This window comes from Bifidobacterium sp. ESL0769, assembly GCF_029395495.1.
Lineage (GTDB): Bacteria > Actinomycetota > Actinomycetes > Actinomycetales > Bifidobacteriaceae > Bifidobacterium.
Window position 1 is genome coordinate 20121 of record NZ_CP113918.1, and the last position, 23819, is coordinate 43939.

General features: G+C 54.3%; 19 protein-coding genes. 6 read left to right on the forward strand and 13 right to left on the reverse strand.

Annotated features, from left to right (window positions below; genetic code table 11):
• The first annotated feature begins 164 nt into the window (after positions 1-164).
• Both lepB and OZX72_RS00075 read left to right on the forward strand, forming a co-directional pair.
• Positions 165-971 carry a signal peptidase I gene (gene lepB / locus OZX72_RS00070; RefSeq protein ID WP_277158450.1) on the forward strand — a complete coding sequence of 269 codons (807 nt, stop codon included), beginning with the start codon at positions 165-167 and terminating at the stop codon, positions 969-971.
• Between the two features lie 80 nt (positions 972-1051).
• Positions 1052-2143: a VanZ family protein gene (locus tag OZX72_RS00075; protein ID WP_277158451.1), complete on the forward strand. Its 1092-nt coding sequence runs from the start codon at positions 1052-1054 to the stop codon at positions 2141-2143.
• A gap of 344 nt (positions 2144-2487) precedes the next feature.
• Here OZX72_RS00075 and OZX72_RS00080 read toward each other — a convergent pair whose 3' ends face one another.
• The 13 genes from OZX72_RS00080 to gdhA form a co-directional block, all read right to left on the reverse strand.
• Positions 2488-2760 (reverse strand): hypothetical protein, encoded by a 273-nt coding sequence (locus OZX72_RS00080; protein ID WP_277158452.1) that lies wholly within the window; start codon positions 2758-2760, stop codon positions 2488-2490.
• A gap of 622 nt (positions 2761-3382) precedes the next feature.
• Complete coding sequence (locus OZX72_RS00085) at positions 3383-3847, reverse strand: hypothetical protein (protein ID WP_277158453.1); 465 nt, start codon at positions 3845-3847, stop codon at positions 3383-3385.
• 270 nt (positions 3848-4117) lie between these two features.
• Positions 4118-4804: a hypothetical protein gene (locus tag OZX72_RS00090; protein ID WP_277158454.1), complete on the reverse strand. Its 687-nt coding sequence runs from the start codon at positions 4802-4804 to the stop codon at positions 4118-4120.
• Entirely contained in the window at positions 4801-5472 is a 672-nt protein-coding gene (locus OZX72_RS00095; RefSeq protein ID WP_277158455.1) for a hypothetical protein, read from the reverse strand. The genes OZX72_RS00090 and OZX72_RS00095 overlap by 4 nt, the downstream gene beginning before the upstream one ends.
• Positions 5473-5517: 45 nt before the next feature.
• The gene (locus OZX72_RS00100; protein WP_277158456.1) at positions 5518-6138 is read right to left on the reverse strand and encodes a hypothetical protein; all 621 of its coding nucleotides are present in this window, start codon (positions 6136-6138) and stop codon (positions 5518-5520) included.
• 50 nt (positions 6139-6188) lie between these two features.
• Entirely contained in the window at positions 6189-6734 is a 546-nt protein-coding gene (locus tag OZX72_RS00105; RefSeq protein WP_277158457.1) for a hypothetical protein, read from the reverse strand.
• Between the two features lie 35 nt (positions 6735-6769).
• Positions 6770-7450, reverse strand: a complete 681-nt coding sequence (locus OZX72_RS00110) for a hypothetical protein (RefSeq protein ID WP_277158458.1) — start codon at positions 7448-7450, stop codon at positions 6770-6772.
• Between the two features lie 130 nt (positions 7451-7580).
• Positions 7581-8285, reverse strand: coding sequence for a hypothetical protein (locus OZX72_RS00115; RefSeq protein ID WP_277158459.1), 705 nt, complete (start codon positions 8283-8285; stop codon positions 7581-7583).
• Complete coding sequence (locus OZX72_RS00120; protein WP_277158460.1) at positions 8282-9490, reverse strand: hypothetical protein; 1209 nt, start codon at positions 9488-9490, stop codon at positions 8282-8284. The genes OZX72_RS00115 and OZX72_RS00120 overlap by 4 nt, the downstream gene beginning before the upstream one ends.
• Before the next feature lie 78 nt (positions 9491-9568).
• Positions 9569-9838: a hypothetical protein gene (locus OZX72_RS00125; RefSeq protein ID WP_277158461.1), complete on the reverse strand. Its 270-nt coding sequence runs from the start codon at positions 9836-9838 to the stop codon at positions 9569-9571.
• A gap of 48 nt (positions 9839-9886) precedes the next feature.
• Positions 9887-10195 (reverse strand): hypothetical protein, encoded by a 309-nt coding sequence (locus OZX72_RS00130; RefSeq protein ID WP_277158462.1) that lies wholly within the window; start codon positions 10193-10195, stop codon positions 9887-9889.
• Positions 10195-10677 (reverse strand): hypothetical protein, encoded by a 483-nt coding sequence (locus OZX72_RS00135; RefSeq protein WP_277158463.1) that lies wholly within the window; start codon positions 10675-10677, stop codon positions 10195-10197. The genes OZX72_RS00130 and OZX72_RS00135 overlap by 1 nt, the downstream gene beginning before the upstream one ends.
• 548 nt (positions 10678-11225) lie before the next feature.
• Positions 11226-12572: an NADP-specific glutamate dehydrogenase gene (gene gdhA, locus OZX72_RS00140; protein ID WP_277158464.1), complete on the reverse strand. Its 1347-nt coding sequence runs from the start codon at positions 12570-12572 to the stop codon at positions 11226-11228.
• A 394-nt stretch (positions 12573-12966) separates the two neighbouring features.
• Here gdhA and mscL point away from each other — a divergent pair, with 394 nt between their 5' ends.
• The 4 genes from mscL (at position 12967) to OZX72_RS00160 (ending at position 23735) form a co-directional block, all read left to right on the forward strand.
• Positions 12967-13470, forward strand: a complete 504-nt coding sequence (mscL, locus tag OZX72_RS00145; RefSeq protein WP_277158465.1) for a large conductance mechanosensitive channel protein MscL — start codon at positions 12967-12969, stop codon at positions 13468-13470.
• Positions 13471-13786: 316 nt separating this feature from the next.
• Positions 13787-14788 carry a helix-turn-helix domain-containing protein gene (locus OZX72_RS00150; RefSeq protein ID WP_277158466.1) on the forward strand — a complete coding sequence of 334 codons (1002 nt, stop codon included), beginning with the start codon at positions 13787-13789 and terminating at the stop codon, positions 14786-14788.
• 340 nt (positions 14789-15128) lie between these two features.
• Positions 15129-19097 carry a CshA/CshB family fibrillar adhesin-related protein gene (locus tag OZX72_RS00155; protein ID WP_277158467.1) on the forward strand — a complete coding sequence of 1323 codons (3969 nt, stop codon included), beginning with the start codon at positions 15129-15131 and terminating at the stop codon, positions 19095-19097.
• Between the two features lie 495 nt (positions 19098-19592).
• Positions 19593-23735, forward strand: a complete 4143-nt coding sequence (locus OZX72_RS00160) for a CshA/CshB family fibrillar adhesin-related protein (RefSeq protein ID WP_277158468.1) — start codon at positions 19593-19595, stop codon at positions 23733-23735.
• Positions 23736-23819: the final 84 nt, after the last annotated feature.

Below are 23819 nucleotides of genomic sequence, written 5' to 3' on the forward strand. Positions count from 1 at the left end.
AATGATTGCCGCAGGCTGTCTGTGCGTGGTAATTATTTACGGATACTTTTCTATGCTGTTAAGTAATGTCATCATTGCCGTGACTTATGATGTCAATATCGGTTTTAGACGGCGTACGGTCATTTGTGGCCGTGCATAATATACGGCGGATGATACTGGGAAACATGAGTAAACACAATAAGCAGTTTGATAATGCTGGGCCTGATCGTGCCGTAGGAAACGTCTCCACCGAAAAGAGCAGCAAGAAGCTTGCCAAGCCGCGTGGCGATGGGGAAAACGGTCATGTTGCTGATGCCGTCGTTTCTTCCAAGAAAAAGAAAAAATCCGGTCCCGCCCATGCGCAGGACACTTCCGGTCGCATAACGGTTCAAGATATCCTGTCCGTCCTAATTTACTGCCTCATTGCGGTCATCGTAGTGAGCCTTCTGCGCATTTTCGTCATCGGCCTCTATGTCGTGCCGTCCGGTTCCATGGAAACCACACTTAATATCGGCGATCACATCGTCACCAACCGGCTTGCCAAGCCCATTTTGAAACTCAAGCGCGGCGATGTCATCGTGTTCAAGGACCCCGCAAACTGGTTGAATTCCGAAAATGTTTTTGCTTCCAACGATTTGGTCAAACGATTGATTGGTTTGCCCGGAGATACAGTGGCTTGCAAAGGCGGTGGCGCACCGGTGACGATCAACGGGGTGCCGATTGACGAGACCTCGTACCTGAAAGCCGGAGTTCAGCCGAGCAGCTTCCCCTTCAAAATGAAGGTGACGCCGGGCAACGTCTTCGTGCTCGGCGACAATCGCGCCAATTCCGCGGATTCCCGCTACCATACCAACGATGGCAATCACGGACTCGTCCCGCTCGACCGCGTCAAGGGCGTCGCCATGCTCACCTACTTGCCCGTTAGCAGGTTCGGAGTGGTTCAAGCACACCATGACGTGTTCGCGAAAGTCGGCGGAGTCGCGCATTCGTGAGTTGCGGAATATTCGGATTTTCGCGTTTCACAAGATGGATTTGCAGCATTTCGTAAGCCGCGTCCGCTAGAGTGGCCGATGTGATTGCCTACATCAGGAATTTCAGCACCTCGTTCATCCTCGCAATGACGATTTGGCCGTTCCTTTCGGCCCTGCTGACCCTGCCGATTCTGGCGGGAATGTACCACCGCTACCACCGCCTGCGTTCCAGTGCGGTGCTTGCGGCCTATCTGTGTGTGCTATACGCGCTCGGGCTCGTCACGTTCACGCTCTACCCGATGCCCGACGACCCGGCCACATACTGCCTGACGCACGCGCATCACCCACAGCTTCACGTAATGCAATTCATGAGCGATCTGGCCACGGGCGGCAAGGCGGAGGCGTTGCAGCTCCTGCTCAATATCGTCTTCTTCATCCCGCTTGGTTTCGCGCTCTCCCGCTGGGCGCGCTGGAAGTTCTACGCTGTGATTCCCGCCGGATTCGCGGTTTCCCTGCTTATCGAAACCTCACAACTTACCGGCGTCTGGGGCATCTACCCCTGCGCCTACCGCCAGTTCGACGTCGACGACCTCCTGACCAACACGTTGGGCGCGATCATCGGCTGTTTCATCGCCTGGATTTACGGGGCTTTGGTGCCGGTACGCACCGTGGAGGACCGCAGCGAAGTCATCGAAAAGCCGGGGCTGGTGCACCGGGCCGTCGCGCTGATGCTTGATCTGGTATTCATCGTTGTCGCGGACGGTTCGCTGACGCTGGGCTCGATCTACCTCTTCCAGAAAGCCTCCAGATACCTTCCCGACGGCACATACATGTTCCTCGGGCACGCCTTCGGCACCGGCGTATCGGATGGCCTGGCGCAGTTCTTCACGCTGCTTTCGTTTGTCATTTTCGAAGTGCTCATTCCGGTGACGCACCGCGGCCAGACGCTCGGCGGCATGTTCACGCACATGAGCTGCGAGACCAAGGAACGGCATGGCGGCGCTCGCGTCGCGTTTTACATCGCTCGGCTGCTAGTGCTGATGGTCGGCACCATGCTCTTCGCGGCCCCTACCCGCCAACTCGGCGTCATCGTTCTGGTCATTCTCGTCATCTTCTGGATTTTCGCCCACCAGATGCCCTACGACCTTATCCCCGGTCGCGATTGGAATGATATTTATCACAACGGAAATTAGAATATTATGATGACGGGCGCTTTGGTTGGTAAATGGCGGGTTACGGATTATGGGTTATGAGTGATGCGTTAAGAACTGTGAATCGTAAGCCATGATATAAGCGATGAAGCATGAATCGCACACCGTCAACGATGAAGCAGAAATCTCGAATCGTTAATGATGAACGTTGAATCATGAACCATGAATATGGTGTGGCCAGCATGGTATAACGCATTATTTTATAAAATGATAGATATAGTTATAGGTTAATATTGCGTATGCGTAAAGCTGGCTCGTTTTCCGGGATGTTTCGAGACGTTTTCAAGCGGTTCGCGCTCGTCGACGAACTGTTGGAATAGGGCTCTTTACGATGTCGTTCGTTGCGGAAGGTAGTGTGCAAAAGTGGTGTTGGGAAGCGTTGCCCAGGCGCGCACGGTGTCGGCATGGCTGGCGGTATCGGCAGCAGAATCTCCCAGATCGGAATGGGCGGCCTTTTCGAAGTCGTGCAGCTGATGCTCGCGATGATTCTCTGCCTCACGTTCCTTGTGTTCGCGATCTGTGATTCCGTGGACATGTATGCCGTATGCTGCACCTCCGGCGTCCTTCAAAAGGGCAGAACCAGTAGGATGCTCGTCCACCTGGCGCAGAACTTCAGAACCATGAACATTGCCGGATTCCTGTTGCGGACGGTTATCATGTCGCTACTAATACTCTTCCTTGCCTCGAATTGCCTCGTGCGGTGGGGCCTTTGACCGAACTCTCGACAGTGGCGTCACGGAAGTGCATTTACTGGGGTCAAAGTGCATGTTTTCGAAGGTGGCGTTAGGAAAGTGCATTTTGCGATGAAGTAGGTGCACTTTTTCGACGGTGACGTAAAAGAAGTACATTTAACACGGTCTAACATACACTTTTTTGACAGTAACGTATGAAAAGCGCATTTTAGAGTTGCAGCAGGCTGCTGGAATATGATTTCGGCGATGGTACTGCACAACTTCTAAAATTTTTTTAGAAGTTTACGCCAAAAGTTCTTAATTATTTTTAGAAGTTTGCAATATCTCGACGTATGCCAAGACTACATGACTCATAGCGATTGATACCCATGTGGCAAATACTGTCATACAACGCATTTACCTTGCAAAAAGGGAATCGTTGGAATTCCGCGGTTTTGTGCGAAAGATATGAGAATCTGGACTGAAAGTGCAAGAAGGAATTCGGTGTGAGAGTTGTTTCGGTAACGCCGTCTGGTTGCCGAAGACGCTGTTATAGGTTGTGCCAGCCGTTGCCTCTGCCGTATGGGTCTTGTGACCAGAGATATTGTCGGGTTGGCTGGCCGGTGTGGCAGTCGTAGAGGTTGATCTGCATGTCCCATGGTCCGGTGCCTCCGTTCAGGTAATAGAGGTCGCCGTTGATTTTGGGTATGCTGCCGAGTGTGGTGAGGTATTCCTTGTCGTTGACTTGGTTGTCGCACCATAGGGAGAGGGTTTTGCCGTCCTTGCTGATCTGGAGTCGGTAGCCGTTGTGTTTTTCCTTGGCGTCTTTGTTGAAGGTCTGTTCGAGTTCTTTGCGTTCCTTGAGGCCTTCGTTGATTTTGTTTTTCAATTGTTTTTTGGTTGCGGTGGCGATTATGTCACCGTCGGGTGTGGCGTACGCGTCGGTGTAATCGTCGTGTTGGTCTTTGAGTACTTTGGCCACTTTTTCGGGAGTGTTTCTATCATTCAGAAACATGTAATTTTTGACGAAAAATTTGTCGTAGGTGATGGTTTTGGTTTTGCCTTTGTCGGTATCCTCTTTCTTGGGTGTTGTGGTTTGTGATTGAGCTCTTTGGTTTTCCGTGCTTGGTGTGCCGGTACCGCATCCGGCAAGAGAAACAGATAAACACAAAACCGTAATGATTAGGGTGATAATTGATTTGTATGGTGTTTGTTTTCGCATATATTACCATTTCGATTGCATTGTGATTTAAGGTTTGGCAGAAATAAGATTGGGGTCGATAAATCACTGAGCGTTATGGATTTGCCATCCATTGCCTTTGCCGTTTGGGTCTTGTGACCAGAGGTATTGTCTTGTGGGTTGGCCGCTGTGGCAGTCGTAGAGGTTGATCTGCATGTCCCATGGTCCGGTGCCGCCCTGTAGGTAGTAGAGGCAGCCATTCATCTTGGGTATGGTGCTGAGTGTGGCGATGTATTCTATGTCGTTGAATTTGTTGTCGCACCATAAGGAGAATGTTCTGCCGTCTTTGCTGATCTGGAAGCGGTATCCGTTGTGTCTGTCTTTGGCGTCTTTGTTGAATGCCTGCTCGCACTCTTTTCGCGCATTTTGGTATTCTTTGATATTGCGTTCCAGCTGTTTTTCTGTTGCGGCGGCGATTATGGTGCCGTCTGGTGTGGCGTATGCGTCGGTATATACGTCATGCTGGTTCCTAAAGTCTTTGGCCGCCTTTTCCGGGGTGTCATTGGCGTCCATGAGAAGGTAGTGTTTGACGAAGAAGGGGTCGAAGGTGATGGTATGAGTCTTACTCTTGTCGGCCTGCTTTTTCTTCGGTGTTGTGTTCTGTGATTGTGCGGTCGGGCTTTTCGTGCTTGGTGTGGCAGGGTCGCATGAGGCCAGCGGCAGGGTGAGGGCAAACGTGATCGCGATAATGATTGCCGCGATTCGGGGTGTGTGGTGATATCTGTTTGTCATTTCGTGGCGTCCTCGGGAGGTTCCGGTTCGGGGCCTGCTGGCCGGTCGGGTTCGAGGAGCTGTATGGAGTCGGCGATGTGGTTGAATTCCATGGCCCGGGCGAGCAGGTGCTCGGTGGAGGAGGCCATGGAGATCATTGCCTCCTTGCCGTGCGCGGGCAGGATGATCGTGACGTTGTATCGGGAATCCGGTGTTTCGGGGTTGGTGAGGTAGCCGAGCATGCCGATGTCGTTGCCGCTGTAAGTGCCGTCTTTTGTGAAATCGCTGTAGTGCTTGGTGGCGTATTGGACGATTTCTGCGTTCGGGTTCTTTTCGGTGAGTGTTTGGCGTAGGGCGGCGAGTCCGGTGTCGGTGTCTTTTTGCCAGGGCCGTTCGCTCGGCTGGGCGATGACGTAGGCCGTATCCGTCTTGCAGCGCAGGACGGTGATTTTCGATAGCGCATCAAGCATGAGTTGGATGGTCTTGCCATCGGGTTTGCCGTCTGGTTCGCTTGGAATTCCGCTGGCTTTTAGTTTGTCGTATATCGCCAGGTAATCGGCTACTCCCTTGTCGCCGGTCTGGATGGCCGGGCGCTGCTCATAGTTGCTCGGCAGCGGTATCGCGACGGCTTCGTCGAGAATGGTTATCGTGGTGTCAGTGTTGGGAATGTCGTCTACTTCAGTGCTCATCTGTGCTGCTCTCTTATACTTTTTATAGATGGGGATTTGCAGGATTCAGGCTCCGTAATTTTGGGGTTGGTAATCAGGGCTCTGTGACCAAGGGTATTGCTGCATGGGTTGCCCGCTGTGGCAGTTGTAGATGTTAACCTGCATGTCCCAAGGGCCGCTGCCGCCTTCGAGGTAGTAGAGGCAGCCGTTGATTTTGGGGATGCTACCGAGTGTCAAAACATAGTCCTTGTCGGTGAGTTTGTTGTCACACCACAAGGAGAATGTTCTGCCGTCTTTGCTGATCTGGAAGCGGTAGTCGTTGTACTTGTCTTTGGCGTCTTTGTTGAATGCCTGTCCGAATTCTTTCCGTTCCTTCTTGTATTCCTTGATGTTGCCTTCCAGCTGCTTCTCGGTCATCGTGATGACGACATCGCCGTCCGGCGTGGCGTATGCGTCGGTATAGTCGTCATGTTGGTCCTTAAATATTTTTGCTGTATTTTCTGGGCTATCGTCAGCACCTATGAGCAGGTAGTGCTTGACGAAAAATTTGTCGTAGGTGATGGTTTTGGTTTTCCCTTTATCGGTCTGCTCTTCCTTGGGCGTTGTGTTTTGTGATTGGGCTCTCGGGTTTTCCGTGCCTGGTGTGCCGGTGCCGCATCCGGCCAGCGGTAGAGCGGTGGCAAGCATAGTCGTGATAATAATTATCGTGATTCGGGGAGTGTGGTGGTGTCTGTTTGTCATTTCGTGGCGTCCTCGGGTGGTTCCGGTTCGGGTCTGGCGGGCTGGTCTGGTTCGAGGAGTTGTATGGAGTTGGCGATTGACATGAATTCCATGACTCGGCTCATGAGATGCTCTGCATTGCCGATCAGGCTCAGTTTTGCTATTTTCTGATGTACCGGCAGAAGGATGAGCATAGCAATCCACCCCATCTCGTCATTGCAGAAGGTGTACCGTATCATTCCAAACGTAGTGGCGTATGTCTGATGGCTGTTTCTGTCGGTCCAAGAAAACTGCTTTGAGGCGAAGTCGGCTCCTTTTATGTTTGGTAAGGTATTGGCGAGTAGTTGATACTGTTTGTTCAGCATGCTTTCCAGATTGTTTTTCCAGGACTCTTTGCTCACAGCACCTAGAATGTAGGCTTCGTTCTGATTATGGAATCCTTCCAGCATTGTCTCGTTGGATGACGCTTCTACGTTATTTTTTGAAAGCAAGGGAATTGGTATCTGTTCGTACGTGTCAGGGAGCTTGAGTTGTATGGTGTCGTCGAAAAGGGTGATGTTCATGGTATTTTTTCCTATTCGCTTTTTGGCGATGGTGTCTAGTCGCCGAAGGTGTTGCGGTCGAAATCGTCGGGAGCCTGTGAGGCGAGGTATTGTTGGATGGTCTGGCCGGTGTGGACGTTGTTGATGGTGACGTGTACGTCCCATGGTCCGGTGCCGCCATGCAGGTAGTAGAGGTAGCCTGTGGTCACTGGGATGTCGAAGAGGATAGCCATGTAGCTGCCTTGGGCGATGTTTTTGTCGAGCCAGACGGTGAGTTCTCTGCCGTCTTTGGAGAGCTGGTAGTGGTAGTCGGGTGGTGCGCTGGTGTGTGCCTGTTTGAAGAGGTCTATGCTTTGCTGTCTTCCTTTGGTGTACCAGTCGATATCGTTGTTGAGCTGTTTGTCGGTAAGTGTGGTGGTAATGGAGCCATCGGGTTGGGCATCGGCTTTTGGAAAGGCGTCCTTTCCTTGTTCTTCTAAGCCTTTTGCTGCCTGTTCTGCAGTTGTAAATTGCTTTGAAAACATGAAATGTTGGACGAAGAAGGGGTCGAAGGTGATGGTATGGGTCTTACTCTTGTCGGCCTGCTTTTTCTTCGGTGTTGTGTTCTGTGATTGTGCGGTCGGGCTTTTCGCGCTTGGTGTGGCAGGGTCGCATGCGGACAACGGCAGGGTAAAGGCAAACGTGATCGCGATAATGATTGCCGCGATTCGGGGTGTGTGGTGGTGTCTGTTTGTCATTTTGTGGTTTCCTCGGGAGAGTCTGGTTCGGGCCCGGCTGACCGGTCTGGCTTGGGAAGTTTTAGCTGTATCATGCCATCGAAAATGGTGGTGTCCATATTGTTCTCCTATGTGCTTTGGATATCGATGTCTAGTCGCCGAAGGCGTTGCGGTCGAAGTCGCCGGGAATTTGTGAGGCGAGCAGTTCTTGGACGGTTCTGCCGGTGTGGACGTTGTTGATGGTGATATGCATGTCCCATGGCCCGGTGCCGCCGTTCAGGTAGTAGAGGTAACCACTAGTTAGAGGAAAATTGACAAGTATTGCAGAATAGTTGTCTAGAGGCATGTTTTTGTCGAGCCAGACGGTGAGTTCTCTGCCGTCTTTGGAGAGCTGGTAGTGGTAGTCGGGTGGCGTGCTGGTGTGTGCGCGTTTGAAGAGGTCTATGCTTTGCTGTCTTCCTTTGGTGTACCAGTCGATATCGTTGTTGAGCTGCTTGTCCGTGAGTATGGTGCTGACAGATCCATCGGGTTGGGCATCGGCTTTTGGAAAGGAATCTTTCCCTTGCTCTTCTAGGCCTTTTGCTACATCTGCCGGCGTATTGTCATGTTCACCTCTCATGAAGTGTTGGACGAAGAAGGGGTCGAAGGTGATGGTATGAGTTTTCTCTTGGTCTTTCTTCGGCTTGATGGGGGTCTTTGTTGTTTGGCCTTGGCTGGTGCTGGTGGGAGATGTAGGTTGGTTGGTGCCGCACGCGGCCAGTGCTGTGGTGACAAGAGTGGTTATGGTTAGAAGGGTGACGAGTGAGTGTAAGACGTGGAAGAATTTGGAGCTCCTCATGTGATTCTCTTTCTTCATGCCAACGCCGTGCCGGCAAATAGAGCTGCGAATGCACTTACGAGCGCTGCCACTCCTCCTGCTATTGCATCGGCAGGCCAAGTTGCGGCGACTGCGGCGACTGCTCCAATGCCACCTATGGCAAGAATATCGATGACGAGTGGTTGATAGGCAGGTGCGACGCCATGGGCTTCCATGACATCCTGGATTTTTTGATGCATGCTATCCAGCACTGGTACCGTTTCTGCAACGGGTAGCAAGGGGAATTTTGGCCAGTTAGCATTTTCAGTGTTTTGAAGACTGACATCGGTGGAAGCGCTACCATTTTTAACATCTTGCTTGACGTTACCTGACATCTTTACCTGGCCCGTCCTTGTATTGATGCTCATAGTGATAGTTTCTGTAGCGCCATTCACTGTCCTGTGCCATGATTCAATAAGGATGCCAGTAATCCTAAAATCATTAAAGGCATCTTCCCAAGGCTCTTGGTCAAGCACCCAGCCATCGGTGTCATTCGGCACAGATTTGATGTTTGCGCCTTTTTCGCCCCATGAGACCATATCCTTGAGCAGGGTCTTCTGTTCGTCGAATGTGACGGTGAGATTACCGTTACCGTCGAGTTCAGCATATAGGGCAAGAGTTGCCAATAAATTTGGGCCAAACGGTACAGACCAAGATTCATTCGCTTTTAGCGTGGGAGCATTGTCGATCATGAACTTGGCTATGCTCTGAAACAGTTCCAAAGCCAGCGCAGGATCATTATCGAGGTCTTTCGGCTTGAGTCCATCACCGGCGATTTCTTGGTAAAGTGAGCTGATTTTGAGGTAACTATCCATTCCATTTTTAAGGTTTCCGTTGATGTCTGCTGAATCGAAAGATTCTCCGGTTAGGGAATCAGTAAGGGCCCTGAGCTGCCCGGTGAAACCCTCTAAATCAGCACCGACTGCCGAAATTTTACCCTCATAGCCGCTGGCGTCATTGTTGACGGTCGTCCAGATTTGTTGGATTTGTTTGCGAGTGGTGTTGTTGATATCTATCAGTTGGCGTTCATAGGCGTCTTGGCCTTGAAAGACTTTGATGCCTTCGTTGATAAGCCAGCCAACGACGCGGGATTTATCGACACGATCCCAGAAGTTGTCCCATCCGCTTCCCTGGTCTTTGCATATCTCACTGACATCCTGCAGGTATTTTTGTTTCGTGCTTTCGCGAAAGTCCCTAGTTGCCATGATTCTCGTTTCTGTCGTATCGTTTTGTGTATGTTCTATCGCTGCTTATACTTGCGTTTGCACAGGTAGTGGCGAAGATCAGCCTTTGAATTGCCAAGATGCTTTGTCGTCGCTTTTCTTATACGATGCTTTTGCTTTTTTCAGGAATTTGGCCGTGCTTGTTAACAGAGTTTGCATTTGTTCGCTCATCTTGTTATATGCTTTCTGAATCGCCTGTGTTTCGTCGACAGCTGCTCCGCTTCCGGTCTTATTTGCGATTTCGTTATCTATGCAAAAAGATGCTAAGCCATTGAGGGTATTGATTGCTGTATCCATTGCATCCATATTCATGGTTATTGGTTTGCTCATGTCGTTTTCTTTCCAGTAGATCTAAGAGATGGTTGTGTCATGCTTGAGTTAATATAATGGCTTGCTGTCTTCGCCAATTTTGCTGATAAAGCCTGAGCAAATATTATTGATATTGTTATCGATTTCGTTGAGTTTTGAACCGTCTTTGCCTTGATTACGTAACTGTGATACAACAGATTTGAACGCAACGATTGCATCATGAAATTCACCTGACGGCACCGCTTTATTCGCAACATCATCCAGAACTTGAATGTATTGTCTGAATAAATCGTCGATGGAATCTCCGTAGAGACTGCATGAAGCTCCGATGCCTTCTATATAGTCATCGTCGATTACCAGATTCGGATCTTCTGCCATCACCGCTCTCCTTCTCTTTGTGTTTTAAGCCTTTGCTGTTTTCTTGCCATTTGCCGTTCTTCTTCCTCGGCCCGTTTCAGCTTTTTCTTGTAGTAGGTTTTGTCTTCTTCGATGTCATTCATCTGCCGCCTGCAATCCTTGATTTGCAGTTCTTGCTCTTCGACCTGGCCGTCGATGTGGCGCAGGGTTTCGTCGTAGTTGTCGGCGACATTGATGTAGGGGCTTCCCTGAATTTGGTTGGTCATCATATCGAGGAAAAGCTCAGCTCCGCGGCACTGCGGGGCGTCCTCTCGCAAGCGGTAGAGCGCCGCACGTCTCTGGTCCTGGCGGTCTTCGAACTCTTGTCGTTGTTGCTTGAGGTGGCTGCGGATATCTTGGCAAGCCGACAGGCTTTGTTCGGCCTCCCGGCGCTGGGCTTCGACCTTCTTGCTTCGTCGCTCGAGGGTGGCGAGTTTATCGTTGATAGTATCGGAATATGCCACGTTGCTCCTCAGATGCGGTGTCGCAAACAGTTGATGTGGTTATTATATTCTGATATAAATTATTTATCAACGCTATTCCGGGGATTGGTGGCGACTGGTGGTAGCTGGATATGGCTGGCGGAATCCTAACTTACGGCGAAAAATGTGCACTTTATCGAGGCTAATGTGCATGTTTTGAACGGTAGCGTGGGGGAAGTGCGTTTTACTTGGGCTTGGGTGCATGTTTTGAGCGCCGGCGTGGGAAATGTGTACTTACGGCGGCTTAAGTGCATGTTTTGGACGGTAGCGTAGGGGAAGTGCGCTTTAGGGTGGCTTAGGTGCACTTTTTGGACGCTGGTGTGGGAAATGTGCACTTTACTTGGGCTTGGGTGCATGTTTTGGACGTTTGTGTGTGAAAAATGCATTTTACGTCGGCTTAAGTGCACTTTTTGGACAGTAGTGGCACGAAACCCGCCGACTGACGTGTGCCAGCGGCGGGTTTATGGTTACGACCGAGCGGATGTGCTCAGTAATTGAGCAAAGTGGCTCGGTTTAGCGGAAGGATGGGTTCAGCAGACGCCCTGGGCGACCATGGCGTTGGCCACCTTGACGAATCCGGCGGCGTTGGCGCCGAGCATCAGATCGCCTTCGTGGCCGTATTCCTTGGCAGCGGCCAGGGAGTTGGCGACGATGTTCTCCATGATGTCCTTGAGCTTGGCGTCGACCTCCTCGAACGTCCAGGAAAGACGGTACGAGTTCTGGCTCATCTCGAGGCCGGAAACGGCGACGCCGCCGGCGTTCGAAGCCTTGGCGGGTCCGTAGAGCAGGCCTGCCTTCTGATAGGTCTCAATCGCTTCGGGCGTGGACGGCATGTTCGCGCCTTCGCAGACGACCTTGCAGCCGTTCTTCACCAACGCGGCCGCGGATTCGCCGTCGACCTCGTTCTGGGTGGCGCAAGGCAGCGCGATGTCGCACGGAACGGTCCAGACGCCCTTGCTGCCTTCGTGGTATTCGGCACCGGCAACACGATCTGCGTACTCGCGAATACGTCCGCGGTGGCCGAGCTTGATGTCCTTGACCACATCGAGTTTGATGCCGTCCGGATCATAGACATAGCCGTTGGAATCGGAGCAAGTAACGACCTTTGCGCCCATTTCCTGCGCCTTTTCGATGGCGAAGATGGCGACGTTGCCGGAGCCGGAGATGACGACGGTCTTGCCTTCGAACGAATCGTTCTTCAACGTGCGCAGTGCGGCGGCGGTGTAATAGCAGAGGCCGTAGCCGGTCGCTTCGGTGCGGGCCAGGGATCCCCCGAACTCAAGGCCTTTGCCGGTCAGGACGCCGGAATACTCGTTGCGAATGCGCTTGTACTGGCCGAAGAGATAGCCGATTTCGCGCGCGCCCACGTTGATGTCACCGGCGGGAACGTCGGTGAACTGGCCGATGTGGCGCTGCAGCTCGGTCATGAAGGCCTGGCAGAAGCGCATGACTTCGCCGTCCGAACGTCCGCGCGGATCGAAGTCGGAGCCGCCCTTGGCGCCGCCCATGGGCAGGCCGGTCAGCGAGTTCTTCAAGACCTGCTCGAAGCCCAGGAACTTGATGACGGATTCGGTCACCGTCGGGTGCAGGCGCAGACCGCCCTTGTAGGGCCCGATGGCGGAGTTGAACTGGATGCGGTAGCCGCGGTTGACCTGCACCTTGCCCTCGTCGTCAACCCAGGCGACGCGGAACTTGATGGCGCGCTCAGGCTCGACCAAGCGCTCGAGGATGCCGTTCTTCTCGTATTCCGGGTGCTTCTCCACAACCGGTTCCAAAGTCTCGAAAACCTCGCGGACGGCCTGCAGGAATTCCGGCTGGTCCCCGTCGCGCTTCTCAACCTGCGCATACACGCGCTTGACATATTCGTTCTTCAGCATTGATACTCCATTATTGAGTTGGTATTGCCGATTTTTATTGTAAGAATCCGGCGAGTTCGGTGAAAGGGTGCGTTCAAAAAAATCAGATATTTTTTTGTGCCGTTAACGGAATGGAAACATAAACAACGACGTATATATGTAAGTAAATCCCGATGAATTTCATTGTGAAATGGTAAGTCCGGTAATTTTGTATATATCATTTCGTAATGGCACGGATTTGAGGGGTCGATGACGTTCGTGTAATGCGCCGTAGTGTTTTGTGATTATCAACATTGCCAAATATCTAGCAATTTGTGAATATGCCCGCGCGGATTGGGCGAAACAGGACGCTTTGCGTATGGTGCTGCGGCCTGAAACCGGTAGAATGGAAGTAATACGAAGCCAGGAGGCCAGCATGTTCAAAGGATTCAAGAAATTCATCTCGCGTGGCAACATGATCGACATGGCCGTCGGCGTGGTTATGGGCGCTGCGGTGACCTCCGTGGTCAATTCCATCGTCAACAGCCTCATCAACCCGCTGATCGCCATGATTTTCGGCAAGCCGAACATGAACAACCTGCTGACCTTCACCTTCAATCACTCCACCATTTCCTTCGGCGCGATTTTGGGCGCGCTGCTCAACTTCCTGATGATTGCGATCGCCGTCTACTTCTGCATCCTTGTGCCGATCAACAAGTTCCGTGACATGTCGGAGTCGATCTTCAAAAAGAAGGACGACGAGGATGAGAAGAAGGAGATCAGCACCGACCAGCAGACCGTCGATCTGTTGAAGGAGATTTCCGCTGAGCTCAAGGACATCAAGGCCGGCGATAATGGCGAAAAACAGATTGGGAATATTGGGGGGAGTCACGCCGATGATAGTAAGAAAAACGAAGCTACTGGAAATCAGGCTGAGTGATAATAAGAGAGGTAACAAAGAAAACGGTATCAGCGGAAGCCGAGTTTGCAATAATGTCAGCAATAAAGAAAACGATAATAAAGAAAGTTAAACCGGCAATGATCCGGCAATGATAATGTAGCCTTGACCCGCAATAATAAACTAGCCCGAATCGAAGAGAATAATGCAACGCAAACCGCGAAACAGTAGTCTTGCATTACAGTAGCTTTTGCAATACGATAAATTTTGGCAATGAGGGTTACATTGGCTCGATTGGTTACTATGCTTGTTTCAATGGGCGTGGCCCGGACTGAGTAAGGGACGGTAGGATTCAAATATGTTTGTGCGTAACGATTCGCTGAGGAACGGAAGGCCCGATGACGTGCGTTCCGCGAAACCAGGCGTGAATACGTTGCGTACCAATGCCGCCAATTCCGTCAGAAACTCCGATTACTCCCCCGCCGGTCAAAACGGCCGTCGCGTCGACACCGCCGATCCCGTAGGCAGCGGACATATCCGCATCGCGGGCGAGCACGCAAGGATTCCTGCGCGTTCCGCCGCGTTCCCCGAAGTCAGCTTTTCCCACATCACCCTGCCGGCCACCGTCATGGAATGGACCCGCGACGAGTCCACGGCCAAAATGGCCACGATGATTTTTCTGCTCCACGGCCACGTCGAAATCAGCACGGCCGAAAACCAGATCTTGAAGCGCCGCCCCGGAGTCTTTCTCATTCCGCCGGAGACTGCGGATGCCGTCTTCAAAACCAGCGCAACGGCCAACGAGCTCATTGGGGTAAGTCTTTCCTCTCGCTTGTTCGCCACGATTCTTCCCGATTACAAGACCTATTCGATGATGGGGCAGAATTCCAGGCTTGACGTCGTTTCGTTGCAGCCGCTGCTCGCGTTCGTGGTGAGCGCCTGCAACCTGAACAATCAACATTCGCAGATGGTCGATACGCTGGAAACCGTGGCCAACGACGTCGCGCGCTCGCTCTTGATCGCGTGCTTCGGCCAGGGCATGAGCGTGATGCCGTTGATCGAGCGAGTGCGTAAATACGTCGCCGAAAACTACACCGATTCTGCGTTGAGTGTCACCAAGACGGCCGAGCACGAGAACGTTTCCGTGCGCACCGTCCAGCTCGCGTTGCAGGAGGCGGACACCAATTTCACGGCTTTGGTTCGCAGGGCTCGCACCGAAGCGGCCTTGGAGTTGCGCAAGAGCCAGCCGTCGCTGACGTTGGTGGAGATCGGCGACCGCTGCGGGTTCGGCTCGGTCTCGTCGCTGCGTCGCGCGTTGAAGATTCACGAGGAAATGGAAGACGACGAGGACGAAGAGTAACCGTTGCCGGCGTGTCGTTTTCGTGTGTAATTTAGTTCGTTTCTGTTAATTGCCTATTGTATTGCGCAATACATTTTTAAAACCCGTTTTGTTATACAACTGATGTATATATGACTTCGCCAGACGAATAATATTCATTTTTTGTAATGCTGAATGATTTCTTGTGACAAAGTTAAAAGTAGCTGAAAATGCTTGAAATAGCTTGCTTCTCGCAAAGTTCATAAAAGTGACGGGAGACGAAGAAGTGTCTAAGTACTTAACTTCTCACAGAATATACAATAAATTATTCACTAAAATTGCTGCGATTGTCGGTACGATAGCCATACTTTTGACGGGATTCGTGGCATTCGCGAATCACGCCAACGCCGTTTCCGCCACCGGCGGCAACGGGCGTATGGGCACGGCCATCAACTGGGTGGAATGGGGCGCGGAAAACAACGCCATCTCCGGCTCGAAAGTGACTTGGACCAAGCCGGTGCAGGCGGGTCCTAGCAAGTGGATGTCGACCAGATGCTCGCTGGAGCCGACGGCAGGCGCGACAGATGCGCTTTCGGCCTCCAAAACGGTGACGGTCTACAGGCCGGGCAGCTATGGCGGCGACGGCTTGGGGCAGATGTACTTTGACGGAGGCCCGGGTTACGGCAACAAGATGAACATCGGCCTCGCGACTACCAAAGATGCCGAAAAGGTGACATTCGACTTCAGCTGTTCCGCGTATCTGATCGACTCGAGCACCGACCCGAGCGGCAATCTCAATGATTCCACCGATACCAGCGGCAGCGACTTCTTCAACGTCCCGCTGCAGGGCCTGGTTTTTGCCGACGCCGAGTCCAACAACTGGACGTATTACCAAAAGGAATATATCAAGGCCACCCCACAGAATGGCGCCAATCCTGCGTGGAGGCTCCTCGACAGCTACCGCACTCCCGGCTGCACCACCAATTCCGTGGCCGAACTCAAAGACAGCACGATGCGTTTCCGCTCCGACGGCGGGCAATGCGCCAACTCCGGCGGCACAGGCCCGTCCTCGACGATGTTCCTGCAAGGCTCTACCAGCGCCACGGTAACGCTTAAGGGTGGCGGCAAGACGGCCGTGGCTCTGGGAAGCATCGTCTCCTCCGATTTCGGCGACGCGCCGGAAAGCTTTGGCGTGGCCGGCTCCATGTTCCAGCCCTCTTGGCAGGGCGGTGAGCTCGGCAACGGCGACATTCCCAGCACCGATTACGCCACCCAGGACCCGAACGACCCCGACAACAGCATGGTCGGCGGCAAGCTTTTCAACCTTTCCGCGGCCAAAGACGGGGCAGGCAGCAATCCGAACCTGCTCGCCAACACCGCCGCGCCGAGCCCTCGACTTGGAGCCCACGAGGACGGCGAAGCGTCACCGCATTTCGATGCCGACGCCGATTGGGATGATCTCAACGGCGACTCCGCCTTTGCTTCGGCTCCGGGAGACGTGGTCAACGACGAGGACGGCATCGATATTCCGAGCTCCACCCACGCCATCAACGTGATGCCCAATGCAGACGGTACATTCAGCCAGAAAGTGCGTTGCTATGGCACCGGCGACGTACGAGGCTGGATCGATTGGAACCATGACGGGACTTTTGAGGCGGCGCAAGCGACTGCAGCAGCCGAAAGAGAAGCTGAGGCTAGCGACCAGGTGGCCTGCACCGCCGATTCCAGCTCGTCCACCGGCTATTCGGCGACATTGCACTGGTACCTGCCCGGCGATGCCAAGCGCCAGATTTCGGCCGACGGCCATCCTTCCTATATGCGTCTTCGCATTACAAATCAGAAGGCTGCGGGTTCCAACAACATCATGGATATGCAGCCGACCGGCTTGACGTCGGGTTCCGGCGAGGTGGAGGATTACAAGGCCGACGTGCATATCCCTACGTTGGGCGTTCGTGTCAAGATCGCCGGCGACCGCAAGAGTGCGGACGACCAGCTGCGTATGGCCATCAATGTGGGCAACAGCAGCAGCGGCGGCCGGGAAATCAGCAACGCGGCCACTTCAGGCAACGCCAGCGGTTTGCAGCCGGCGAGTATCGCGCCCCGTAGTGTGCACCCGAACTATGACTATACTGTCACCGCGCCGGTCAGCTATGGTACGGGTAGCGGCCCTTCATATTACGATAAAACGGTCAAATGTGTCGATTTGGCTAATGGCAACGCCGACGTTCCGATAGATTCGAGCGGAAACATGACCATGCCAGGCGGTTTCGATACAAACGTGCAATGTACGTACCTTTTGACACGTCTCAGTGACCCATCGCTGACGTTGACCACGGTGGTGCAAAACAGCCACGGCGGTACAAAAGGCCCCGATGATTTCAGCTTCGGTGTGGTCGGCGACCTCACGCCCGGCACGACCAACGAATACCAGAGCGCCGATGGCACCGGCAGCGTCTCCCATTCGTTGGGTAACGACAACTACAAAGTCACGCCTTCCGGACTTCCGGCGGGCTACGAACAGGTCGGTAATATCGTCTATACCGATGATTCCAACGGGAATGTAATAACCCCTGATTCTTCCGGGAAAATCGCCCTTGCCCCCGGCCAGCACGTCACCGGCAAGCGCATCGTGCGCGATATGCCCGGCAAGCTGAAGCTCGTCACGCATGTCGACAATGCCAACGGCGGCACCTCTACCCCTAACGATTTCAATTTCGCCGTCACCCCCGAAGGCGGCAACGAAACCGATACGGTTATCTACAATGAGGGCGATCAGAAAGAGGTCTCCGCCAACAAGTACACGGTGGTCGGCTCTGCGCTTCCCGGTTACGAGCAGGTGGGCGATATCTCCTACACCGACGACGCTACCGGCAATCCCCTGACACCGAGTGAGGCGCAGATCGCCATCGCCAACGGCCAGTCGGTGACCGGCGTGCGTACGGTGGCCAGCAAACCCGCGAGTCTCACCATCAAAACCGTGGTTCGCGGCGGCAGCGCGGTTCCCGCAGACTTCCCCGTGACGGCCACCCCATCCGGTGGCTCCGCGGTTTCTATGCCCGACAGCACCTCCCATAACTTCCCCGGCAACAACTACGAGGTCGCCACGGACATGAGCGCCCGCCCTGGCTACACCATCACCAGCCCCCTGAGCTGTGTGCTGAACGACTCCGTGCCATTACCTCTGGCGGATGGCAAGGTGCCGCTCAACTACGGCCAGAACGTCGTCTGCACGCAGGAAGTGACGCCGGGCAGGGCTCATCTGACGCTCTCGACGGTCGTTCAAGGAGACGGCACTGCCACACCGAACGATTTCGACTTCACGGTCACTCCTGCCGGCGGCAGCGGTGAGAATTATAAGGAAGGCGTTTCGCAGGACGCGCCCACCGGCAACTTCACCGTGGTCGGCTCCAGCAAGCCCGATTACGAGCAGGTCGGCGACATCGTCTACCACAAGGACAGTGACCCCAGCGTCACCCTGACCTTGGCCCAGGCGCAGGCGGCGATCGCCAATGGCGAGAGTGTCTCCGGCGTGCGAACCGTCAAGAGCCACCAGCCCGTCCTGACCGTCAAGCTCGTGCGCAACTATCGTTACGGCGGCACCGCTACCGGCGACGGCTCGCATATCAGCCTGGTCCCGCAAACCGGCTCCGCGCAGAATGTCACGCTCGACACGGTCGAGCACGTCACTTCCGGCACGTACTCCATCAAGCAGCTTCTGAATGCGGGCTACAAGCAGACCGACATTGCGGTCAAGCTTGACGACGGCACGCCAATCACGGTCAATGCCGATGGCACGTTCATCGTTCCGCAAGACAAGAACGTCATTGTCACTGTGACGAACGAGGACGAGCCGGGAACGGTGGAATGGTCCCGTTTCGACGAGGACGGCACCACGCTGCTGCCGGGCTCGACCTGGCACCTGAGTGGCCCGAACAACGCGAGCATCGACGTCACCGATTGCACGGCCGGGCCATGCACCGGCATCGACCAGGATCCGACGCCCGGCAAGTTCAAGGTGCCGAACCTCCCGTGGGGCGAATGGACGATCACCGAGGTCACTCCTCCGGCCGGCCACGAGCTCACCAGGCCGGCGCACCTGCCGCTGAATCCAACCGACGGTCTTCTCCAGCACGCCGAGTTCCAAGACGGCAAGAAGCCGGTCGTCACTCCAGGCGCCCAGCCTCCGGTTTTGGGCCAGCCTCAGCCTCAGCAGCCTGCCGCGCCGAAGCTTTCGACGACGGGTTCGGCAATCACTTTGATTGCCGTGGTCGCGTTGGTCGCATTGATGCTGGCACTCAGCATCCTTGCAGCAGGAGCATCGTGCAAGGCACGTCACGCGCATCATGAGTGAGGTGAGGTGCTGAAGCGCTGAGATTTCGTAGGCCGGCATCCAATACGGCCGGCCTGCGATTCAGGTGGGGTAACGGAAGACACTTTCCGTTGCCCCACCTATTTTTGTGGGGATTGTCGAGAAGATTCAAGGATGAATCTCATAAATTAGTGAAAACAAAGCCGAACGTGCAAACAAAACCGGCTACATTATAGTCTCAATATTTTTCTTTGTTCAATTGCTGATTGCATCGGCCTGAAGGTTATGCTGTTTATATTTCGTTTTAATACTTTTACGCAAACTCGCTAGATTTCATCATTTCATCAATAGTTATATCGCTTGATGTCGTATTTTTTAGATTTTGAATTACGCAATAAAAGTTTCATCATATGCATAATCCAACGCAGATTATTGATTTGTGTCATCATTGAATCAGTACTTTTGTAATTCAAAGTCGAGTTTTTGGTACAGCGGTTACTCACTTATCGTTACTGGTCTTTTTGGAAGGAGACGAAGATGTTCAGACACAAAGGATTGGCGAAACTAACAGGTATTGTCGGTTCTGTTGCAATGGCATTGACGGGCTTTGCAGCATTTACGAATTCCGCCAACGCAGTCTCGGCCACCGATGGCAACGGACGCATGAGCCCCAGCATCAATTGGGTGGAATGGGGTACTGCTCCCGACGTTGTAGATAGTGCAAAGGTCACGTGGACCAAGCCGATTAAAGCTGGCGACACCACATGGCTGGCGACGCGGTGCGGTATTCAGCCGGTTAGCGGTGATTCCGATTCGTTGTCAAGCGACCATGCGCTTACGGTTTACCGCCCGGGCAGCTGGTACGGCGATGGCCTTTCCCAGATGTATTACACAGGCGGCAGCGGATCAAGCAATACCATGAACATCGGCCTGGCCAACAAGGACGACGCCGAGAAAGTCACGTTTGACTTTAGCTGTGCCGCCTATGAGATCGATTCGCCCGCTGAACCAGTGCTTACTCCCACAACCAGCGTCAGTGGCTATACCAATATCAATTTGCAGGGCTTGGTTTTCGCGGACGCGGAATCCAATAACTGGACCTCTTACCAGCAGGAATACATCAAGGCCACTCCGAAGAGCAGCCTTCCCAGCACGACTGCGTCTTGGCGTGTGCTCGACAGCCACCGCACCGCCGGCTGCACCACCAACTCGGTGGCGGAGATGAAGGGTAACACCGTGCGCTTCCGTTCGGACGGCGGGCAGTGCGGCAATTCCGGAGGCACCGGCCCGTCTTCGGTCATGTTCCTGCAGAATTCGGAAAGTGCCCGCGTCACGCTCAAGGGCGGCGGCAAGACCGCTGTTGCCCTCGGCAGCATCGCGGCGACCGACTTCGGCGATGCTCCGGCCGGCATTGACAACCCTGCTGTCAATTACGGGATTGCAGGTTCGCTGCTTCAGCCGAATTGGAAGGGTGGCAAGCTGGGAACGGACGTGACCGGCACCACCTATTCACGCGATCCGCTCGATCCGGATACCAGCATGGTCGGCGGCACGCTGTTCAATCTTTCCAAGGCCAAGGATGATTTCTCCTCGACGAAGCCGACTCTTGCCTCGTTCGACCAACCGACGCCGCGTTTGGGCGCTACCGAGGATTCCGAGGTGCGCTCGCACCCCACCGGCGGTGATTTGACCGATTTCGAGGACAACGCCGACTGGGACGACAAGAACGGCGATTCGAACACCGCCGTTGGCGCCACGGACGTCAACGACGAGGATGGTGTCGCTATTCCTGCTGACACCAAAGCCATCAAGGTCAAGCCCAGCTGGGCCGGCTCGACTGCTAAATTTACGCAGAAGGTGCGTTGCGCCGGCACCGGCGATGTGCGCGGCTGGATTGACTGGAACAATAACGGTCACTTTGATGATGCGGAGGCAACGGCCAATACGGACAACAATGCGGAAGCTAGTGATCAGGTGCAATGCGTTGCCGATCCGTCAGATACCGTCACCGGTCATTCGGCCACATTGACATGGATTGTGCCTGGTGATTCCAAGCGTCAGGTCGGTTCCGAGACCAAGTCTTCCTACATGCGTCTGCGCATCACCGACGAGGCGGGCAGCGGCCCCCACGGCATTGTCGATATGCAGGCGAAAGGCTTGACCACCTCTGGTGAAGTCGAGGACTACAAGGCCGACGTTCACACTCCTACGCTGAGTCTGTTCACCAATATCATCGGCACTCGTAAGAATCCCAACGACCAGTTCACGATGGCTATACGTTACGACGATGGCAGCGGAACGCCAGGTGGGGTCTACGATGGAACGCCCGATAAGACCACAACTGGCAGTGACGGCGGCTTACAGGCCGTGAATATTGGGCCCAAGAGCGTTGGACCAGGATTCAAATACTATGTGACTTCTACGCTGGTGCCTGGTTCCGGTCTTCCGGCCAGTAGTGCTTCGAATTATGATACGTCGGTCAAATGCGTTGACCTCAGCACCAATCCCAGCACGAACGTTTCGGTGACCTATCCTGGCGGCTATCTGACGATGCCTTCGGATTTTGATGCAAATGTGCAGTGCACTTATCGCGAGCCCGTCATCGGCGACCCAACGTTGACATTGGCCACTGAGGTACACAACGACCACGGCGGCACGGCCAAGGCCGAGGACTTCACATTCGATGCGAACGGCACCAGGACGGCTGGCGTCGGCACGCCTGCCAATACCTATCACTATCAAAGTACTACAGGCAGCGATTCCCACACCGTTGATCCCAATTACGCTTATACGTTCGTCGAAACGGCTTTGCCCGACGGCTATACGGAAGACGCGATTGTGTATCACGATGTCACGAATCCCGCCTCTCCCACCGTCGTGACTCCAGGCGGTGACGGCAAGTACACGTTCTTGGGAGGCCATCATTACACCGCCACCCGCGTGTTGCACGATATGCCTTCGAAACTAACGCTCAAGACCGTGGTGGACAATACCTACGGCGGCACAGCGACGTCGACCGACTTCGATTTCACTGTGGTCCCTGATGGCAAGAGCACTGCCGACGGTGTGAAGTACGTGGAAGGCGTGCAACAGACGGTTTCCGCTGGTAAGTACAGCGTTACCGGTTCCGATAAGCCTGGGTATTCACAGGTGGGTGACATCGCTTACCACGATGACACCGCGAATGTGGACCTTTCCGAAGTTGATGCGGAAATCGCGCTCGCGAACGGCCATTCGGTTACCGGCGTGCGCACGGTGCGCTCCAACCCGGTAAGTCTGACGGTGACTACCAATATCGCGGGCGGCGGCAACGCAACCCTCAGCGACTTCCCGGTGACGGCGACCCTTACTGGTGGTTCGGCTGCTTCGATGCCGGATAGCACAGCGCAAAACGTGTCCTCCGGCACTTACGCCATCGTGACGAATATGAGCGCGCAGCCCGGCTACAAGGTGACCAGTGAGCTAGCTTGCACGGTCAACGGCACTGCTCCGGTTGATGTCAACGACACCAAGGTGGCCTTGCTCAATGGCCAGAACGTGGTCTGCGAGCAGACTGTGGCCCCGCAAAGTGATCCGACCCTGACCTTTGAAACGCAAGTGCTGGGTAACGGCAAGGCCAAGCCCGGCGATTTCAACTTCGCGGTGACACCTTCCGGCGGCGCGGCGACGACCTACACGCAGGGACATGCACAGGTTCCGAATTCCACCAATTTCACGGTAACCGGTTCCAACAAGGCTGGTTATGTGCAGGTGGGTGACATCGTCTACTACACCAACGACGACACCGCCCGCGCGCATCCGATGAGCTTGGCCGATGCTCAGCAGGCGTTGCGCAACGGCCGCAGTGTGACCGGTGTGCGTCAGGTAAAGCCTACGAGCATCAAGATTCACCTTGACCGTGACTACCGTTACGGCGGCACCGCGGCGGGCGACGGCTCCAAGATTACTGTCAACCCGCCGAGCGGTACGCCGTTCAATCTCTCGCTTGACGAGCAGACGGATATCGCGCCGGGCACCTTCTCGGTACGCCAACTCCTGAACGCTGGCTATAAGCTCAGCGACATCCAGGTCACCGCAAATGGAGCTCCTGTCACGCTCAACGCCGATGGCTCCTTCGCTGTGAATTTGGGCGATGAGGTGGTGGTCACGCTGAAGAACGTGGACGAGCCCGGCACTCTGCAATGGTCCCGCTTTGATAAGGATGGCAAGACACTGCTTTCCGGTTCCAAGTGGCGCTTGAACGGCCCTGACGGCCAGTCGCTTGACATCGAGGATTGCACGGCTTCGGCCTGCACCGGCCTTGATCAGGACCCGACGCCTGGCAAGTTCAGTGTCACCGGCCTTAAGTGGGGCAAGTGGACCGTCACCGAGACGGTCGCTCCGGCCGGTCACGAGCTTTCCAAGCCGCTTACGCTGACCCTGAACCCGTCCGAAGGCAAGTATGGCCTGCTCAAGACGGGAGCATTCCAGGACGGCAAGTCCGCCGACGTGACGCCGGGGGCGAAGCCCGTTGCCGAGACGACCTCCAAGCCGAAGCAGGACGCCAAGAAGCCCGGGCCGCGGCTTTCCTCCACCGGTTCCGACATCGCAATCGTCGTGGTGATTGCCTTCGCGACGTTGGCTCTGGGGTTTGTGCTCGCGACGGCTACGTCCAAGGTGCTGGGCCGTCGTGAGGAGTGAACGGCAAGTGATACTGCACCTGCCGTGCTAAGCAGTTGAACATATTTGGCCGGTTTCCTCCCCAGAAAATTGGGACGGGAACCG

What these genes read in the sequence shown, in the direction of transcription:
- lepB (WP_277158450.1), top strand. Translation starts at nt 165, where the DNA reads ATGAGTAAACACAATAAGCAGTTTGATAATGCTGGGCCTGATCGTGCC.
- OZX72_RS00085 (WP_277158453.1), bottom strand. Translation starts at nt 3,847, where the DNA reads ATGTTTCTGAATGATAGAAACACTCCCGAAAAAGTGGCCAAAGTACTC.
- OZX72_RS00090 (WP_277158454.1), bottom strand. Translation starts at nt 4,804, where the DNA reads ATGACAAACAGATATCACCACACACCCCGAATCGCGGCAATCATTATC.
- OZX72_RS00095 (WP_277158455.1), bottom strand. Translation starts at nt 5,472, where the DNA reads ATGAGCACTGAAGTAGACGACATTCCCAACACTGACACCACGATAACC.
- OZX72_RS00100 (WP_277158456.1), bottom strand. Translation starts at nt 6,138, where the DNA reads ATGCTTGCCACCGCTCTACCGCTGGCCGGATGCGGCACCGGCACACCA.
- OZX72_RS00105 (WP_277158457.1), bottom strand. Translation starts at nt 6,734, where the DNA reads ATGAACATCACCCTTTTCGACGACACCATACAACTCAAGCTCCCTGAC.
- OZX72_RS00110 (WP_277158458.1), bottom strand. Translation starts at nt 7,450, where the DNA reads ATGACAAACAGACACCACCACACACCCCGAATCGCGGCAATCATTATC.
- OZX72_RS00115 (WP_277158459.1), bottom strand. Translation starts at nt 8,285, where the DNA reads ATGAAGAAAGAGAATCACATGAGGAGCTCCAAATTCTTCCACGTCTTA.
- OZX72_RS00120 (WP_277158460.1), bottom strand. Translation starts at nt 9,490, where the DNA reads ATGGCAACTAGGGACTTTCGCGAAAGCACGAAACAAAAATACCTGCAG.
- OZX72_RS00125 (WP_277158461.1), bottom strand. Translation starts at nt 9,838, where the DNA reads ATGAGCAAACCAATAACCATGAATATGGATGCAATGGATACAGCAATC.
- OZX72_RS00130 (WP_277158462.1), bottom strand. Translation starts at nt 10,195, where the DNA reads ATGGCAGAAGATCCGAATCTGGTAATCGACGATGACTATATAGAAGGC.
- gdhA (WP_277158464.1), bottom strand. Translation starts at nt 12,572, where the DNA reads ATGCTGAAGAACGAATATGTCAAGCGCGTGTATGCGCAGGTTGAGAAG.
- mscL (WP_277158465.1), top strand. Translation starts at nt 12,967, where the DNA reads ATGTTCAAAGGATTCAAGAAATTCATCTCGCGTGGCAACATGATCGAC.
- OZX72_RS00150 (WP_277158466.1), top strand. Translation starts at nt 13,787, where the DNA reads ATGTTTGTGCGTAACGATTCGCTGAGGAACGGAAGGCCCGATGACGTG.
- OZX72_RS00160 (WP_277158468.1), top strand. Translation starts at nt 19,593, where the DNA reads ATGTTCAGACACAAAGGATTGGCGAAACTAACAGGTATTGTCGGTTCT.